At 67.2% G+C, this 16,276-nt stretch carries 14 protein-coding genes; 6 read left to right on the top strand and 8 right to left on the bottom strand.

Features of this window, described 5'->3' with window-relative positions:
• Positions 1-139 precede the first annotated feature (139 nt).
• Both ACPTTF_RS17860 and ACPTTF_RS17855 read left to right on the top strand, forming a co-directional pair.
• Positions 140-961, top strand: coding sequence for an IclR family transcriptional regulator (locus ACPTTF_RS17860; protein WP_166956109.1), 822 nt, complete (start codon positions 140-142; stop codon positions 959-961).
• 185 nt (positions 962-1,146) lie between these two features.
• Positions 1,147-1,698: a hypothetical protein gene (locus ACPTTF_RS17855; RefSeq protein WP_089475847.1), complete on the top strand. Its 552-nt coding sequence runs from the start codon at positions 1,147-1,149 to the stop codon at positions 1,696-1,698.
• Between the two features lie 654 nt (positions 1,699-2,352).
• On the opposite strand, the gene ACPTTF_RS17850 is transcribed toward ACPTTF_RS17855, so the two are convergent.
• The 5 genes from ACPTTF_RS17850 to ACPTTF_RS17830 all read right to left on the bottom strand — a co-directional run bounded on the left by ACPTTF_RS17850 (position 2,353) and on the right by ACPTTF_RS17830 (position 8,113).
• Positions 2,353-4,710: a GNAT family N-acetyltransferase gene (locus tag ACPTTF_RS17850; RefSeq protein ID WP_423367591.1), complete on the bottom strand. Its 2,358-nt coding sequence runs from the start codon at positions 4,708-4,710 to the stop codon at positions 2,353-2,355.
• A gap of 605 nt (positions 4,711-5,315) precedes the next feature.
• A complete protein-coding gene (locus ACPTTF_RS17845; RefSeq protein WP_166956105.1) occupies positions 5,316-5,615 on the bottom strand; it encodes an H-NS family nucleoid-associated regulatory protein in 300 nt (99 codons plus the stop codon).
• 103 nt (positions 5,616-5,718) lie between these two features.
• Positions 5,719-5,991, bottom strand: coding sequence for a hypothetical protein (locus tag ACPTTF_RS17840; protein ID WP_166956103.1), 273 nt, complete (start codon positions 5,989-5,991; stop codon positions 5,719-5,721).
• A gap of 61 nt (positions 5,992-6,052) precedes the next feature.
• Complete coding sequence (locus tag ACPTTF_RS17835; RefSeq protein ID WP_166956102.1) at positions 6,053-6,580, bottom strand: BON domain-containing protein; 528 nt, start codon at positions 6,578-6,580, stop codon at positions 6,053-6,055.
• Between the two features lie 54 nt (positions 6,581-6,634).
• The gene (locus tag ACPTTF_RS17830; protein ID WP_423367590.1) at positions 6,635-8,113 is read right to left on the bottom strand and encodes a sigma-54 interaction domain-containing protein; all 1,479 of its coding nucleotides are present in this window, start codon (positions 8,111-8,113) and stop codon (positions 6,635-6,637) included.
• A gap of 316 nt (positions 8,114-8,429) precedes the next feature.
• Here ACPTTF_RS17830 and ACPTTF_RS17825 point away from each other — a divergent pair, with 316 nt between their 5' ends.
• Together ACPTTF_RS17825 and ACPTTF_RS17820 are read left to right on the top strand one after the other, a co-directional pair.
• Complete coding sequence (locus ACPTTF_RS17825) at positions 8,430-9,833, top strand: GntP family permease (protein ID WP_423367589.1); 1,404 nt, start codon at positions 8,430-8,432, stop codon at positions 9,831-9,833.
• 249 nt (positions 9,834-10,082) lie between these two features.
• A complete protein-coding gene (locus ACPTTF_RS17820; RefSeq protein WP_423367588.1) occupies positions 10,083-10,346 on the top strand; it encodes a DUF4148 domain-containing protein in 264 nt (87 codons plus the stop codon).
• A gap of 77 nt (positions 10,347-10,423) precedes the next feature.
• Here the strand turns inward: ACPTTF_RS17820 and ACPTTF_RS17815 are convergent, their stop codons facing one another.
• Positions 10,424-10,789, bottom strand: coding sequence for a 5-carboxymethyl-2-hydroxymuconate Delta-isomerase (locus tag ACPTTF_RS17815; protein ID WP_423367587.1), 366 nt, complete (start codon positions 10,787-10,789; stop codon positions 10,424-10,426).
• Positions 10,790-10,862: 73 nt separating this feature from the next.
• The gene (locus tag ACPTTF_RS17810; RefSeq protein ID WP_423367586.1) at positions 10,863-12,458 is read right to left on the bottom strand and encodes a thioredoxin family protein; all 1,596 of its coding nucleotides are present in this window, start codon (positions 12,456-12,458) and stop codon (positions 10,863-10,865) included.
• A gap of 94 nt (positions 12,459-12,552) precedes the next feature.
• Here ACPTTF_RS17810 and ACPTTF_RS17805 point away from each other — a divergent pair, with 94 nt between their 5' ends.
• Positions 12,553-12,756 carry a hypothetical protein gene (locus ACPTTF_RS17805; protein WP_166956086.1) on the top strand — a complete coding sequence of 68 codons (204 nt, stop codon included), beginning with the start codon at positions 12,553-12,555 and terminating at the stop codon, positions 12,754-12,756.
• Here the strand turns inward: ACPTTF_RS17805 and ACPTTF_RS17800 are convergent.
• A complete protein-coding gene (locus tag ACPTTF_RS17800) occupies positions 12,740-13,240 on the bottom strand; it encodes a GNAT family N-acetyltransferase (RefSeq protein ID WP_423367585.1) in 501 nt (166 codons plus the stop codon). The genes ACPTTF_RS17805 and ACPTTF_RS17800 overlap by 17 nt on opposite strands.
• Before the next feature lie 556 nt (positions 13,241-13,796).
• On the opposite strand from ACPTTF_RS17800, the gene ACPTTF_RS17795 reads away from it, so the two are divergent.
• A complete protein-coding gene (locus ACPTTF_RS17795) occupies positions 13,797-16,136 on the top strand; it encodes a phosphocholine-specific phospholipase C (protein ID WP_423367584.1) in 2,340 nt (779 codons plus the stop codon).
• Positions 16,137-16,276 lie beyond the last annotated feature (140 nt).

The following is a 16,276-nucleotide window of genomic DNA, read 5'->3' as shown; positions in this document are numbered from 1 at the left end:
ATTGCACACTAAATGTTTGTTGTTAAGCTCAAACGGATGGCGTTCGTCGCCACACGCGGGCCCGACACAAGCGAGTTGCAGAATCGGTCAGCGTGCGTCGCCAATCGATCAACGGCAATCCCCCAACCTCACACCAACAATGCAAACAACCAACGACCTGCTTCCCGGCTGCGACGCTCGGGAATCGATGGGCGCAATCGACCGCTATCGTGCACCCGCGCTCGACAAGGGTCTCGACATTCTCGAACTCCTGTCGGAGCAGAAAGAAGGCCTCACCCGCACCGAAATCACGAAGGAACTCGGCCGCAACGCGAGCGAGATCTACCGGATGCTCGAACGCCTCGTCGCGCGCCGCTACGTGATGCGCTCGACCGGCGGCGACCGCTACTCGCTCAGCCTCAAGCTGTTCTCGCTCGCGCACCGGCATCCGCCGATGAGCCGGCTGATCGCCGAGGCCTTGCCGCCGATGCAGCGCTTCGCCGACGCCTCCGAACAGTCGTGCCACCTGTCCGTCCTCGATCGCGGCAACCTGCTCGTGATCGCGCAGGTCGACGGGCCCGGCCCGTGGGGCGTGTCGGTCCGGCTCGGCTCGCGCGTCGGGCTCGCCGATACGGCATCGGGGCGCGTGATGCTGTCGTTCCAGGGCGCCGAACAGCGTGCACACATGCTCGCCGAGCACCGCAAGGTCAAGGGCGAAGCGCCGCTGAACGAGCAGGAACTCGCGTACGCGTGCCAGTCCATCCGGCAGGCCGGCTACCTGCGCCAGGACAGCCGCCAGGCGTACGGTGTGACCGACCTGACCGCGCCGATCCTCGGGCCGTCCGGCCATGCGATCGCGGTGCTGACCTGCCCGTACATGCGCCGGATCGATGCGCACATGGCGCCGTCGGTCGACGCGGTCGTTGAAGGGTTGCGCGACATCGCCGCCCATCTGTCGATGTGCCGCGCCGAAACCTGCTGACGCTGCTGACACGCAGGCGCGTCGGAACGCACCGGGTACGGCGCCATTGCGTCGATCCCGGTCGCACGCAACCACGCCGATGCGGGGCGCGACGCACGGTGCCATATCGTGCGTCCACGGCGCTACGCTAAAATAGCGGCCCTCTCAAAAACTACGGCGGCCGGTTGTCGCGGCCGTCGTGTCCGATGGATGTCATGGCCAAACTTCTGAACGATCAAGAATTCCAGCGTTTCTCCGAACTTCAGCAGAAGCAGGCAAGCTTCACGATCACGCCCGAGGAGGCGGACGAACTGCGCGATATCGTCGCGCGCGCGCAGAAGAAGCGCGACGATCGTACGGCCGCGATGCAGGCGATCGAGAGCTATATCGAGCAGTTCGACATCACGCCCGACGAGCTCTTCTCGCCCGAGCAGATCGGCGACGCGGCCCGCACCTACGGGCTCATCACGGCGACCAAGAAGGAACGCACGCTGCCGCCGTCGATCACGTTCAACGGCAAGCCGTACCAGTGGACCAAGACGCTTCCGGACGACGTGCGCGGCGCGCTGTTCGAGGCATTCACGTCCGGCGAATCGGTCAAGCGCTTCATCGCGATGCCGAAGGACACCGCGCGCTGTGCACTGACGATCGCCCGCCTCGAGCGCGAAACCGGCGCCATCTATGCCGATCCGCACCTCGAGGAACTCGCGATTTCGCGCGACCAGGTGAACGACGCGGCGTCGAAACTCGCTGCCTGAATGTAACCGCGGGCACGGTTCATGCGTGCCCGCCCCCTGCGTGACGCCGGCCCTGGCCGGCGCTGCGCTTGCGCGAGCCGTCCGTCCGGATGCTCCCGAAAAGCCTCACCTTGGCGTCCCGCAAGCCCTCACCCACGCCTCCCGAAAAAGCTCACCAAGGCTCCTGAAAACCCTCACCCAGGTCTCCCGGATGTCCTCACCGGCACTTCCCGTAGCCCCTCACCAATGCGCCCCGCAAAGGCTCACCGACGTGTCCCGCAGATACTCACCGGCGACTCCCGGGAAGGCTCACCAAGTGCTCCCGTATCGGCTCACCCCGCTCCTCCCGAAGAAGCTCACTGCCGGCTCCTGAAAAGTCTCACCTTTTGGGCAGGTTCGAATTTTCGAGGCTGGAATACGGCGGTAAATGCGTGTGGACACCTCGTGGAAAACTGCGACGCGGGTCGGATATCGCGGCCAGCGATACGCGTGTCGCGGGGCCATATGTGCGTCGATATTTCCGCCGCGAACGGGCACCGACACGTTCGCGGTCGCTTCGCTCGCGAGACCGGCTCGAATGCTCTGCATTCCTGACTTAAAACATCTGCAACATGCCGGAAGGCCGGGGACATCGACTGCATGCAACGTCTCCGGGCGTCGGGCCGCCGACGGACGCTACGGCTGCAGCTTCATCCTGAATCCCACGACGCCGGGCTCCTCCGTCGTCGACACGGCAAAACCGCACGACTTCGCAAGCGAGATCATCGCCGAGTTTTCGCGTAGCGCCTCGCCGATCATCCACGCCGTTCCGCGCGAGCGCGCATAGTCGATGATCCGGGCCATCATCAGCCGGCCAAGCCCCTTGCCCTTCTGATCGGGTCGTACCGCGATCGCGAACTCCGCCGTCTCGTTGTCGGGATCCGCCACCGCGCGCACCACCGCGAGCGTGTGGTCGCGCCCCGACACATCGGTGAACGACACGATGAAGGCCATCTCACGGTCGTAATCGATCTGCGTCATGCGCGCCACCTGCGAATGATCGAAGCTGCGCACCGCACCGAAGAATCGCATCCGCAGATCGTCCGGTGTCATCGCGCCGAGCAGCTCGTTGTGCGCGGCCTCGTCTTCCGGACGAATCGGGCGGATCGTCACCGTTTCGCCGCGCCACTCGAGCGTCTGCTCGAGGTGGCGCGGATACGGCATGATCGCGAGCCGGCTGCGCCCCGCGGCCAGCGTGATGCGCGGTGCAATCACTTGCGCACCGTCGGACCGCACGCGCAGCGTGACGGACATCGCGACGACTTCACGCACGTCGCAGACGACCTGCGACAGCGCCGTCAACGCGTCGAGCGTCGGCTCGACGGGTGTGCTGCGCGCATACGGCGAGCGTTCCATCACCGCGCGGGCGAGCACGGTGTTCAGCGGCGGCAGGCCATAGACGACGAACGGCGCCGATACGCCGTCCGCGGGCGGCACGGCATAGCGAAACACCGGGCCGAAGTTCGAGTCGTCGTACATGTCGACCGTGACATCGACGACTTTCGTACCGGCCGGCTCGATGGCCTGCTCGCCCTGCAGGCCGAAATGGGACAGCCAGCGCAGCGCGGCTTCGCCGGTCAGCTCATGCTGGCCGGCTTCGACCATCCGGCGCGCGTCGGCCTGTGCGGACGCAACGCACTCGGCCGGCTGCGACGGCGTGCCCTCGGGCGTTTGCATCAGCAGTTGCCGCCCGAGGTTGTAGTCGACGAGACGCGCATACGCGCGTGCGAGCCGCTGCGGCGTGGTGTGCACGGGAATGCCGTTCGCATGCAATGCATCGCGCGTCGCCGCGTCGACCGCGCCGAAGAAACACGCGAGGATGCCGCGATGCGCGTACTGCCGCGCTTCGATCAACGTGTGCGCAACCGCATCGGCTGGCGCGCTGTGCGAAGTCGAATGGACGACGAACAGTGGGCCTGTTTGCGGGAACGGCGCGAGCGCCTTGACCGCCGCGGCAAAATGCTCGGGGCGCGCATCGTCGCCCAGCGTCAGCGGATTGCCGGGCGATGCGAGATGCGGCAGCGCGGCCGACACGGCCGACGTGGCGGCGGGCGACCAGTCGGCCAGCATGACGCGCACTTCGGCCACCGCATCGACCGCGAGTTTCGCGACGCCCGCATCGCTCGTCACGAGCGTGGCCGCGCCGCGCGCCGTGACGCGGCCGACGCCGAGCGTCTCGATCTCGTCGAGCAGATCGTCGAGCGCATCGACACGCACCATCCCCGCGCGCTGGAACGCTGCCGTATAGAGCGCGTCGCCGGGATCGGCGCGACCGGTGCGCAATGCGAGCACCGGCTTGTTGCGCGCGGCCGCGCGTGCGGCCGACATGAACTTGCGCGCCGCGCGCACGGTATCGAGTTCGAGCAGGATCGCGCGCGTGCCGGGGTCGCTCGCGAGATAGTCGAGCACGTCGCCCGCATCGACGTCGGACTCGCTGCCGAGCGCGACGACATGCGAAAAACCGAGGCCCCGCGCATCGGCCCAGCCGAGCACCGCGTTCGTCAGCGCATTCGATTGCGACACCCACGCGACGCCGCCCGATCGCGCCGTATAGGCCGGCGCGCCGAAATGGGCATGCCGTGCGGGCGACAGCACGCCGAGGCTGCCCGGCCCGACGATACGCAGCACAAACGGCTTCGCCGCCTTCAGCGTGCGATCGAGCGCGGCGCGATCGGCATCCGTGCGCGCCTCGCCGACGATCACCGCCACGCGCGTGCCGAGCTCGCCGAGCTTGCGCACGATACCGGCCCAGGTCGCGGGCGGCGTGCAGATCACCGCAACCGACGGCGGCGCGGGCAACCGGTCGACATCGGCAACGACTGCATGCCCGTGCAGGTCACGATACTTCGGATTGACGGGCCACACGGGCCCCTGGAATGCTCCGTCGAGCACGCGCGACCACACCATCGCGCCGATACTGCCCGCGCGCGACGACGCGCCGACGACCGCAACGGACTTGGGCTGGAACAAAGCATCGAGATGGCGAACGGTCACATCGGCTCCCTGCGATAACGAAAGACGACCCGATCGGCAGGCGGCACGGACAGTGCCATACACCGATCGACGCGAACCCCAAGCATAGGCGAAGCGCATGCGGCTGCCTATATGCCGAACGGCCGACTATTCGACACACGTCAACGCTCGCACCATGGTGCCTGTAACACGAGCACGGAAGCCATCGCCACGCGCCGGGCGTACACATTCGCTCGGCACGCGCGGTGCACGCATGCGGTGCGGTGCTGCGTCCGCTTCGTCAAAGGTGAGGATTTACGGGAGCCATGGTGAGTATCTTCGGGAATTGCACGACGCCACGCGCAAACACGCGAAAGGTGATCGGAATTCGCGGCACACGTGCACCGCGAGAATGGCGCGAACCAATGCGCCCGTGCGGTGCCATTGCAGCGCTGTTTACCGGAATTCGCCGCGATATCCCGCCGAATCGCTGCGAATTCGCAAAACGGGATCCGTTAATTGCGCGGCGTCGCTGTTCAATACGCGGTCGGGAATCGCGCCGGGAATGCACAAAAACAAAACGGTGCGACGGCCGCAGGGCCGTTCGCACCGTCAGTCGGCACGCGAAAGGTGAGAATTTTCGGGAGTCAGTCCTTGATCAGGAAACGCTCGCGATTCTTGCCGAGCCACGTCGGCGAGCGCCCACGGCCACTCCACGTTTCGCCCGTCTTCGGGTTCAGGTATTTCGGCGGCGACGTACGCTTCGGCTTCGCGGCGGCAGCGGCCGCCCCTGCCGGACGAAACCCGAGCTCTTCCGGCGTAATGTCGTATTCCTCGATTTTCGCGCGGATATCGGCAATCGCGTCGGCAATCGCCTTTTCGCGTTCCTTGTCGATCTTTTGCTGAAGCCGTTCGAGCTGCGCGGTCAGTTGCCTGTAGGTCGCCATATGGATGGGACTCCGTGAGTGTTATTCGTGAAAAATAGATGACTCTCAGCAAACAGAAAAGCGCTTCGCCCGATCGTGGTCTCCTCAGCCGGTTATCTCGAGATCAATAACCGCTCTTCTTCTTGCACGCGAAGAGAAGATTTCGCGTGGCGTCATCGGTCGATTGCTGAAGCACTTCGAAATCCCCGTTGCAGATCGCCCGGGCATTGTCCGTGCAATTGCTCCAGTCGTTGCCGGTGCATTGCACCTGGGTAGTCGGACGCCCGTCCGAAGTGAACAGCGGCGCGCTACCGCCACACCCGCCGAGCCCTGCAACGAGAGCCAACACGACGGCCGCCCGAGGCCACCGACAGACCGACGCAAGCATGTGTTTCATTGTTCTTCCCGTCAACCTTTTTTTGAATGTCGCGAGTATGCCATGCGCGGCCCTTCCGCCGTCAGTTCGGCATACGGCCGGGTTGTCCGCGCGCCTTGTACGGCAAGCGCTTGCGCGGATCGTCGGTGATGCGAACGAAAACCTGCTCGACGTCCGGAAGCGCCTCGAGTTCGCGTTGCAACGCCTGCCGATCGAACGCCGTATCGGCACATCCTTCGACGTAAATGAAACGCCGCTGCACGGTGATCCACAGGCTCGTGCCATGCAGCCGATCGGAGCCGGCGAAGTGCGCCTTCACGGCGTCGGCGATCGGTGCGTCGTACATGTAGGAGTTCGGCTTCGTGCAGCGGTGCGCGAGCCAGCAGGTGGTGCCGCGTTCGGCACGGTAATGGGCATCGTCCGTCATCTCGGCACGGGTCATCCACGGGCCGAGCGGCAACGGGCATTCGGCCACGTCCTGCGACAGCGCGATGAACGGATCGTTGTACCAGTTGCGCCGCGCCTCGGGCGCGTCGGCGTCGCCGGACTGCGCGAGCGCGGAGGTCGCCAGCACCATGGCCAGCCACCCTGCGATGCCGATCCGTTTCATTGTGATCTCCTGTTCGATGCCTCACGTCCGGCCGCATCGGCTTTGCCGATCGGCCTACCGGTCAATGCCCAGCGCGGCCAGCTTCTTGTACAGCGTCGCGCGGCCGATCCCGATGCGCGCGGCCGCTTCCACCACCTTCCCGTCGCAGGCCGCCAGCGCATCGGTCAGGAACTGGCGCTCCCACGCCGCCAATGCATCGGCATACGATGCGGCCGGCGCAGCAGGCGCTTCGCCCGCGCGCCGCCCGACCGGCGACACGGCCACCGGCTGCGCCGGTGCTGCGCCGTCCGTCGATACGCGCACCGGCCCAAGGAACTGCGCGAGCGCACACGCATCGATCACCGAGCGGTCCGACAGCATCAGCGCGCGTTCGAGCGTATTGCGCAACTCGCGCACGTTGCCCGGCCACGGATACGCACACAGCATCTGCAACGCATCGTCGGTCAGCTCGCAATGGGCAGCGCGCCCGTGCTGCGCGGCCAGTTCCTCGAGCGTTGCGTAGACGAGCGCCGCGATGTCGGATGCGCGCTCACGCAGCGGCGGCGCGTGGATCGTCAGCACGTTCAGCCGGTAATAGAGATCCGCGCGGAAACGCCCGGCCGCGACCAGCGCCGGCAGGTCGGCGCTCGTGGCAGCGATGATCCGGACGTCCGCGCGCACGATCCGGTTCGAGCCGACCGGCTCGAATTCCTTGTCCTGCAGCACGCGCAACAGCTTGCCCTGCAGCGGCAGCGGCATGTCGCCGATCTCGTCGAGAAACAGCGTCCCGCGATCGGCCAGCTCGAACTTGCCGATGCGCCCCTTGCGGTCGGCGCCCGTGTACGCACCGGGCGCCGCGCCGAAGAATTCGGTTTCGAGCAGCGTGTCGGGAATCGCGGCAACGTTGACGGTCACGAGCGGCTGGAGTGCGCGCGCCGACGCCGCGTGGATCGCGTGCGCGAGCAGTTCCTTGCCGGTGCCCGTCTCGCCGAGCAGCAGCACCGGCGAATCGACCTGCGCGGCGCGGCGCGCCTGACGCTTGGTTTCGAGACTCGCGGCGCTCGTGCCGACGAAACTCGCGAACGTGTATTTCGCGCGGCGCGCCTGCGCGAGCGAACGCTGCGTCGCGATCAGTTGCTGCTGAAGCTGTGCATAGCGGGAAAAGATCGGCGTGAGCGTCTTCAACTGGTCGAACAGCGCGAAGCCGATCGCACCGACCGTCTCGCCCGCCTCGTTCTTCAGCGGCAGGCGCGTGACGACGAGCGGCTCGCGGCCCGTCTCCATGATGTCGAGCAGGATCGGCTGCCCGGTCGACACGACCTCGCGCATCAGGCTGTTCGGGATCACGGCTTCGCAGTCGAGGCCGACGGCCTGCTGCGGATCGGCGAAACCGAAGCGCGCCGCATACCGCTCGTTCATCCACACGACGCGTGCATCGCGATCGACGACCACCGTGCCCGCGCTCGAATCCTCGAAGGTCCGGAACAGCGACTCGGCGGCGCGCCGCAGCACGTCGCCGTAGTTGACGGGCAGGCGGGCCCAGTCGTTCATCATCGTGTCTTCGTCTCCGTGTATTTTCGACCGGCTGTCTCCGGAACGAGACGGATTATCTCACTCTGGAGACACGCCGCAATGCGTTGCCCGGGAAAGCCCTGCCCGATTCCACGGGCTGGCCGGACGGCCATTTCGTCTCCAGATGGAGACGTTTTATGTAGAATCGTCAGACAACGACCGGCGCGGGCCCGCCGGTTTCCGGCGGACCCATGTCCGGCGGCGCAATCCGGCCGATGGCACGAAACCTGCACGAACCTGAGCTGGTCCGCGGCGCGCCGCGCGATCGAACAACAACCAAAGCCATTAGGAGACTCCCTTGTCTTTCGTGATCGTCCTCGCCGCGCTGGCGTTCCTGATGTTTGCCGCGTATCGCGGCTACAGCGTGATCCTGTTCGCGCCGATCGCCGCGCTCGGCGCGGTGCTCCTGACCGAACCCGCCGCCGTCGCACCGGTCTTCTCCGGCATCTTCATGGAGAAGATGGTCGGATTCGTCAAACTGTATTTCCCGGTGTTCATGCTCGGCGCGGTGTTCGGCAAGGTGATCGAACTCTCCGGGTTCTCCGAGTCGATCGTCCACGCGGCGATCCGCTACATCGGCCGCTCACGCGCGAATGCGGTGATCGTCGCGGTGTGCGCACTGCTCACCTATGGCGGTGTGTCGCTGTTCGTCGTGGTGTTCGCGGTCTATCCGTTCGCGGCCGAACTCTATCGCCAGAGCAACATCCCGAAACGGCTGATGCCCGGCGCGATCGCGCTCGGTGCGTTCTCGTTCACGATGGATTCGCTGCCGGGCACGCCGCAGATCCAGAACATCATCCCGACCACGTTCTTCAAGACAACCGCCTGGGCCGCGCCCGCGCTCGGCACGATCGGCTCGCTGTTCATCATCGTCGTCGGCCTCACGTATCTCGAATGGCGCCGCCGTTCGGCGATGGCAAAGGGTGAAGGTTACGGCACGTCGCTCGTCAACGAACCGGAGCGCGTCGAGACGCAGTCGCTGCCGCACCCCGCGCTCGCGATCCTGCCGCTGATCCTCGTCGGGGTTTCGAACTTCGCGTTCACGAAGCTGATTCCGCAGTGGTACGGCGCCGCGTCTTACACGGTCGCGCCGGAAGTGCTGCCCGGCGTGCATGCGCCGGTCACGACGTCGATCAAGACCGTCGTCGCGATCTGGTCGGTCGAGGCTGCGCTGCTGCTCGGCATCGTGCTGGTCCTGCTGACCGCGTTCAAACGCGTCAGCGGGCGCTTCGCGACCGGCTCGAAGGCTGCCGTCGCCGGTGCGCTGCTCGCCGCGATGAACACCGCGTCGGAATACGGCTTCGGCGGCGTGATCGCCGCGCTGCCGGGCTTCCTCGTCGTCAGCGATGCACTGAAGAGCATCCCGAACCCGCTCGTCAACGCAGCCGTGTCGGTCAGCTCGCTCGCCGGTATCACGGGCTCGGCGTCGGGCGGCATGAGTATCGCGCTCGCCGCGATGTCGGATCTGTTCATCAAGGGTGCGCAGGCCGCCAATATCCCACTGGACGTGCTGCACCGGGTCGTCGCGATGGCGAGCGGCGGCATGGACACGCTGCCGCACAACGGCGCGGTGATCACGCTGCTCGCGGTCACGGGCCTCACGCACCGCGAATCGTATCGCGACATCTTTGCGGTCACGATCATCAAGACGCTCGCGGTGTTCTTCGTGATCGCCGTGTACTACACGACGGGTCTCGTGTAATCCCCCGCGCGGCGGCCCGTCTCCGGGCCGCTGCCCGCCGGCCGCCGGCCACGTCGCTGCGGCCGGCTTCTCTCCCGCCCCCCCTTTGCCGGGCGCCTTCCAGGGGCTCGCGCCCGCCGCTCATTGTTGTCTTCGGCAGAACACTAAGTTGGGCGCAGCGGCATTTTTCGCGCGTCGGGCGAGGCCTACACTGCTTTCGACGGTCACCGCATGCGATCGGTACCGTCGAAAACATGGAGGTACCCGCTCATGAACCCGCTGATCCGCACAATCGCCCTCGCGGCCGCATTCGCCGCCCCCGTCGCCGCGCAGGCGCAAGCCAGCCCGCCGCTCACGCGCGCCGAAGTTCATTCCGAAGTGGTTGCACTGAGAAAAGCCGGCTTCCAGCCGAGCGACTGGTTCTACCCTGCCAGCATCCAGGCCGCCGAGGCGAAGATCGCCCGGCAGCAAGGCGCGCCGCAGGCCGCGGGCGCCGGCTACGGCAATCGCGGCGCGTACTCCACGGGCCAATAGCCGGGTTTCGAACTTGCGGGCGGCGCTCGCGTCAGCGCCACGTTCCCGGCCCGCGCAGCGCACACCGCGCTGCCCGGTCAGCGCGGCTCGATGCTCGCTTTCGCGTAGGACTCGCGCTCCAGCTCAAGTATTTCCGCGCACAGTTGCAGGTGCGTGCCGGGCGGCGCGACGACGTGCCGCTTCAGTTCCGCCAGCACCTGCTCCGAGAATTCGCGCTTGACGTCAGTCGACCGGCCGCTCAGCACCGCGAGCTTCGCGTGGACAAACGCGCGCGGCGCCGGCGACGTGCCGACCGCGAACGTATCGAACCGCAGCGCGCGGCTCTTGATATCGAGCTCGTCGAAATGGCCGGACGCGGCAAGCGCGGCATTGAGCGCGCGCAGTGTCGCGCCGGCGTCGAACCCGTCGAGGTTCGCGGAATATTCGAGCGTCAGGTGGGGCATGGTGTCGGTGGCCTCGTTGGTATCGGGAAAAGCGCCGGCCGGCATCCCGAAAGCCCACGCAGCGCCACCGGATCTATGCCTTGACTGGCTGGATCAGGCGCTCGCAGGCGCTTGCCTGCGGATCGCCGGCAGGCAGTTTCCCACAGATGCCGTCGAACTGCTTCGCGATCGACCTGACCGATGCATCGTGCGCGCCGCTGCCACGCCAGCGGTTCAACTGCGTGACGACCTTGGTCAACGCGCGCAGGTTCGCGCCGTAGAACGCGTCCCGCGTCTTGTCGGCCTGCGCGAGCACGCTCGCGGCGATCCCTTCGATGCGCGCCGAATCGTCCGGTGCCAGTTCGACCGCATTCGCAAAATAGGTCGCGCCCCAGCGCAGCTTCGTCGCCGGCCCGCTCGCCGCGTCGTATGCCTTGCGGTACCAGTCGAGCGCCGCGGCCTTGTCGCCGCGCGCCTTCGCATTCGCGGCCAGCCCGGACATGAAGTAGTACGGCGTGGATGAACGCGGCAACTCGGCCTTCAGCAACGCCTCCGACTCGTCGTACAGCCCCGCGTCGGTCAGCGTGTCCGCGCCTTCGCTGACGAGTGCCTGCCGCTCGTATGCATTCGCGGCGCCCTGCACCGACGCGGCGATCTGTTTGCGCGCCGTGTCGGCCAGCGCCGGCGCGGCAAGCGGTGCCCCCTTGCGTGCATCGCCGCGCGCGAGCAGCACGCGGCCGTGCAGCGCCATCAGCCGGTCGATCGAAGACAGCGTGGTGTCGGTCGACAGGCGCGCAAGCGCCGTGTCGTACGCGCCGCGCAATTTCGCGCGCGGCGCGTCGCCGCCACCGAGATACGCGACCACACGCGCAGGCGCTGCGACCAGCACGTCCGAATCGGCGCGCGACCATGCCGGGTCCTGCAACACCGTGCGCAGCGAATCGGCAAGCGCCGTCTTGTCCAGCGCGCCGGCCTGCGCCGGATCGTCGGACGCGGCGACCACGGCCGACTTCAGCGCGAAGCGCGCCGATTCGGCCTTCGCGCCGGCCGCCCGCGCGCGTTGCGCGAGCGACTGCAGCGTCTCGGCGACGCGATCGGCCGGCACCGGCAGCGCGCCATCGGTATCCCACGAATAGTCGGCCAGCAGGCGCCATTCGTCCGGCGTCAGCGACGCACCGCTCTTCAGCGCGGTCGCGAGCGTCTGCCGCACCGGATGCGCAGCCGTCATCCCGAGCGACAGCGCCTGCATGTAGCGATCGAGATCGGCTTCGCCCGGCAGCCGCGTCACTTCGGTGCCGTCCGGGCGGAACAGGATCATCGTCGGATAGCCGTGCACCTTGAAACGCTCGCCGAGCTTCTGCGCGCTTTCGGTATCGCCGTCGAGATACACGGGCACGAAGAACGACGAGCGGGTCTTGAATGCCTGCTGGCTGAAGATCGTCGACTTCACCTGGTTGCACGACGGGCACCACACCGCGCCCCAGTAGAGCAGCAGCGGCTTGCCGGTGCGCTTCGCCAACGCGAAAGCGGCGTCGACGTCGCCGTGCTGCCACGCGATGCCGGGCGGCAGGTGCGCGCCGTCGGGCGATGCGCTCGCCACCGGGGCGCCCGTGGGCGTGGCAGCGGCAAACGCCGCACCCGCGGCGGCGAACAGGCAGGCGGCAGTCAGATTCCGGAGAGCGGTTTTCATCGAAGCGGGTCCGTTGAAAGAGGCGGTTGCGGGAAGAGTTGTCGTGCGAAGCAACGACCTGAAGCGACGACCATGAAGCGAGGTTCATGAAGCGATGAAGCGCACCGACATGCGGCGTGGCGCAAGCCGGCGTGCGTCGATGCATGCCGCGCGCATCGACGCGGAAACCGCCAACGCCAGCCGAAGCAGCCGGCAAATCCTTCAACGATACGACCCGCGCAGCCGGCGGGAAACGAACGAATTCTTGAATGAATATGACGCGCGACATCGTCGCCGCGCGTTCACTCCCGGCCCTTGAGCCGCGCCATGTGATACACGGATGCATGCACGCCGTCACGCAATGCATAGCCCGGCGATTCGCCCTCGATCCGGAAGCCGTGCTTCTCGTAGAGCGCGATTGCCGCGCGGTTGTCGGTGAACACGGTCAGCTCGAGACGCGTGAGGTTCAGCCAGCCTTCCGCGAGATCGATCGCGGCCGCGAGCAGCCGGCTGCCGATGCCGCGCCCGTGACGGGTCGCGTCGACCATCATGCCGAGCCCCGCCGCATGGCGCCGGCGCGGATTCGGTTCGAACTCGAGGCCGAGATGGCCAACCACCTCGCCGTCGATTTCGGCGACGAGGCTCGCGCCACGCTCGTGCGCGTTTGCGAGCCGCTTCTGCCATTTCTCGAACGATGGAAACGGATACTGCAGCGTATACATGTACACCGCGGGATGCGCGGCGATCTGCCGGATCGCGTCGACGTCGTGTGTCTCGCTGTGCCGGATCTTGATGTCGGTCATGGGTGGGCCGGTTCCGAAAAGTCGCGCCAGCGGCGCGGGCTGCGCACATGCGCAGCAACGGATCGAGCTTATCCGATTTCACGCATTTGAAACATGGCCGTCATGCGATGCCGTTGCACCCGCAACGACAGGCGATCGCGCTACCGCGCCACGAGCAGGAAAAATCCGACCGGCCCCGCAAACGGAAATCGGTAAATCCTTACCGGTTTCCGTCACGCATTGCTTCCCGATCAATCGTTGCGCACGCAACGTCACGCACACGACATGCGATGTCATGTCTTCATCACGTCGACGTCACGTCGTCTCCCTAGACTGGGCGCCGCCCAACCCGGCATGCACCGGGCCGGTGTGTGCCGACGTCCTGGCCCGCGCATCACGAGCGCGCGTCGCGCAGGTTCGCGGCAACGGCCAACGCATCGCGCGCGACGCACGCACTTCCGACACGCACGGCCGATGCACCCGACCGCCCATGCCGCGCGAATCGTCCCAGGGGGCGACGCACGGGCGCCTCCAGTCGAAGTCACGAACGCTCCCATCATCACAGGATCCGAACGCCATGACATCACGCCGCAAATTCCTCCAGCAGACCGCCACTTCCGGCCTCGCCGCCGCCGCGCTTGCCGCGTTTCCGCCGAGCATCCGCCGCGCGCTCGCGATTCCCGCGTTTCACGAAACGGGAACCATCAAGGACGTGAAGCACGTCGTGCTGCTGATGATGGAGAACCGCGCATTCGACAGCTACTTCGGCACGTTCAAGGGCGTGCGCGGCTACGGCGACCGCTTTGCCGTGCCGTCGCCGAACGGCCGCAACGTGTTCTACCAGACGTACACGAAGCCGACGCCCGCCGCCACCGTCACGCCGTATCACCTCGACGCGAGCCAGGGCAACGCGCAGCGCGCCGGCGGCACGCCGCACACGTGGGCCGATGCGCAGGCCGCCTGGGACCATGGCCGGATGAATCGCTGGCCCGACGCGAAGACGCCGCTGTCGATGGGCTACTACGACGCGGCGGAAGTCACGTTCCAGCGCGCGCTCGCCGACGCGTTCACGCTGTGCGACCACTACCACTGCGGGATGCACACGGGCACGATCGCGAACCGCCTGTTCTACTGGAGCGGCACCAACGGCCCGAACGGCATCAGCCCGACCGACGGCAGCCGCGTGAAGATCGCCGCGCTGAACAACCAGTTCAACGGCGGCAACGACATCGGCCCGTCGAGCCAGGGCTGGACCTGGACCACCTACGCCGACCGGCTGCAGCAGGCCGGCGTGAACTGGAAGGTCTACCAGAGCCTGATCGACAACTTCGGCTGCAACGAGATGATGAGCTTCCGCCACTGGCGCGCGGCGATCGAGCAGATGCCGCCCGCGCGCCGGCCTTCCTACGTTGCATCGACCGACATCACGCAGCCGGTGACGGCGGCCGGCGCGTTCTACGATCCGGCGATCGACGATCCGCTGAGCCCGCTTGCGAAGGGGTTCGGCAACACGATGCCGTACGGCTTCCTCGAAACGTTGCGCGACGACATCCGCAACGGCACGCTGCCCGAAGTGTCGTGGATCATCCCGCCGTCCGTGTACAGCGAACACCCGGGGCCGTCGAGCCCCGCTCAGGGCGGCTGGTACGTGCAGGCGGTGCTCGATGCGCTGACGGCGAACCCGGAGGTGTGGAGCAAGACCGTGCTGCTGGTCAACTACGACGAGAACGACGGCTTCTTCGACCACATGCCGTCGCCGGCCGTGCCGTCGCGCAACGCCGACGGCACGCTCGCGGGCGGCCATACGCTGCGGGATGCCGACGTCGCCGCCGAGTACCACGACTTCACGCCGGCCACGTCGAGCCAGCCGGCGATCGACGGCCGCCCGTACGGCCCGGGCCCGCGCGTGCCGATGTGGATCGTGTCGCCGTGGAGCCGCGGCGGCTGGGTCAATTCGCAGGTGTTCGACCATACGTCGACGCTGCTCTTCCTCGAAAAGCGCTTCGGCGTCGCGGAGCCGCAGATCAGCGCGTACCGCCGCGCGGTGTGCGGCGACCTGACGAGCGCGTTCAACTTCCGCTCGCCGAACAACGAGCCGCTGCCGACGCTCGCGGGCCATACGACGAAAAGCCAGGTCGACGCGCTGAGCGCCGCGCAGCAAGCCGCGCCGAAGATCCTGCCGCCGGCCGCGCCGTCGCTGCCCGCGCAGGCGCCCGGCGTGCGCCCGTCGCGCGCGCTGCCTTACGAACTGCATGCGAGCGCGCGTGCCGATGCCGGCACCGGCACGCTCACGCTGAAGTTCGCGAATACGGGCCGCGCCGCCGCCGTGTTTCATGTCTATGACAAGCTGCACCTCGACCGCCTGCCGCAGCGCTACGTCGTCGAACCGGGCAAGGCGCTGCACGGCGACTGGGCTGCGCGCGCCGACAATGGCGGTAAATATGACCTGTGGGTGCTGGGCCCGAACGGCTATCACCGCCGCTTCACCGGCGACCTGAGCCGCCTGGCCGGCGCACGCGCGCCTCATCCGGAAGTTCGCGTCGGCTATGCGGGTGCGAGCGGCAACCTCCACCTGAAGCTGCGCAACCACGGCGGCGGCACGGTGCGCTTCACCGTGAAGTCGAACCAGGTCTACGGGCCGCTGTCGGGCCGCGGCACACACGACGATCGCGGTCATGGCCACGGCAACGACGACGGCAACAGCCAGGGTCACGGCACCGGTACCACGTGGACGGTCACGGTGCGCGCCGGCGACCAGGCCGAACTGCACTGGAAGCTCGACACGACCGGCCACTGGTACGACTTCATCGTCACGGCGGACAGCGACGCGAGTTTCTCGCGCCGCGTCGCCGGCCGCGTCGAAACCGGCCGCCACTCGGTCAGCGACCCGGCGATGGGGCTCGCCGACCGCTTCTGATGCCGCCGCGGCGACACGCGTTGCGCTACGTGTCGCCACCCGAGCTTACCCGGCCGCGAACGGCGTTCAGGCGCCGGCCGCGGCGGCGCCCGATCCGGCGCAAACGCCCGCCCCGCGCGGCTCAAACATCAGAAGGATCC

The sequence above is a fragment of the Burkholderia crassaminum genome (assembly GCF_964265005.1).
Classification (GTDB): Bacteria; Pseudomonadota; Gammaproteobacteria; order Burkholderiales; family Burkholderiaceae; genus Burkholderia.
This window is presented reverse-complemented; position numbering and strand designations above follow the sequence as displayed.

Coding starts and splice junctions, on each gene's coding strand:
- ACPTTF_RS17860 (WP_166956109.1), top strand. CDS start 140: ATGCAAACAACCAACGACCTGCTTCCCGGCTGCGACGCTCGGGAATCG.
- ACPTTF_RS17855 (WP_089475847.1), top strand. CDS start 1,147: ATGGATGTCATGGCCAAACTTCTGAACGATCAAGAATTCCAGCGTTTC.
- ACPTTF_RS17845 (WP_166956105.1), bottom strand. CDS start 5,615: ATGGCGACCTACAGGCAACTGACCGCGCAGCTCGAACGGCTTCAGCAA.
- ACPTTF_RS17840 (WP_166956103.1), bottom strand. CDS start 5,991: ATGAAACACATGCTTGCGTCGGTCTGTCGGTGGCCTCGGGCGGCCGTC.
- ACPTTF_RS17835 (WP_166956102.1), bottom strand. CDS start 6,580: ATGAAACGGATCGGCATCGCAGGGTGGCTGGCCATGGTGCTGGCGACC.
- ACPTTF_RS17830 (WP_423367590.1), bottom strand. CDS start 8,113: ATGATGAACGACTGGGCCCGCCTGCCCGTCAACTACGGCGACGTGCTG.
- ACPTTF_RS17820 (WP_423367588.1), top strand. CDS start 10,083: ATGAACCCGCTGATCCGCACAATCGCCCTCGCGGCCGCATTCGCCGCC.
- ACPTTF_RS17815 (WP_423367587.1), bottom strand. CDS start 10,789: ATGCCCCACCTGACGCTCGAATATTCCGCGAACCTCGACGGGTTCGAC.
- ACPTTF_RS17810 (WP_423367586.1), bottom strand. CDS start 12,458: ATGAAAACCGCTCTCCGGAATCTGACTGCCGCCTGCCTGTTCGCCGCC.
- ACPTTF_RS17805 (WP_166956086.1), top strand. CDS start 12,553: ATGAAGCGCACCGACATGCGGCGTGGCGCAAGCCGGCGTGCGTCGATG.
- ACPTTF_RS17800 (WP_423367585.1), bottom strand. CDS start 13,240: ATGACCGACATCAAGATCCGGCACAGCGAGACACACGACGTCGACGCG.
- ACPTTF_RS17795 (WP_423367584.1), top strand. CDS start 13,797: ATGACATCACGCCGCAAATTCCTCCAGCAGACCGCCACTTCCGGCCTC.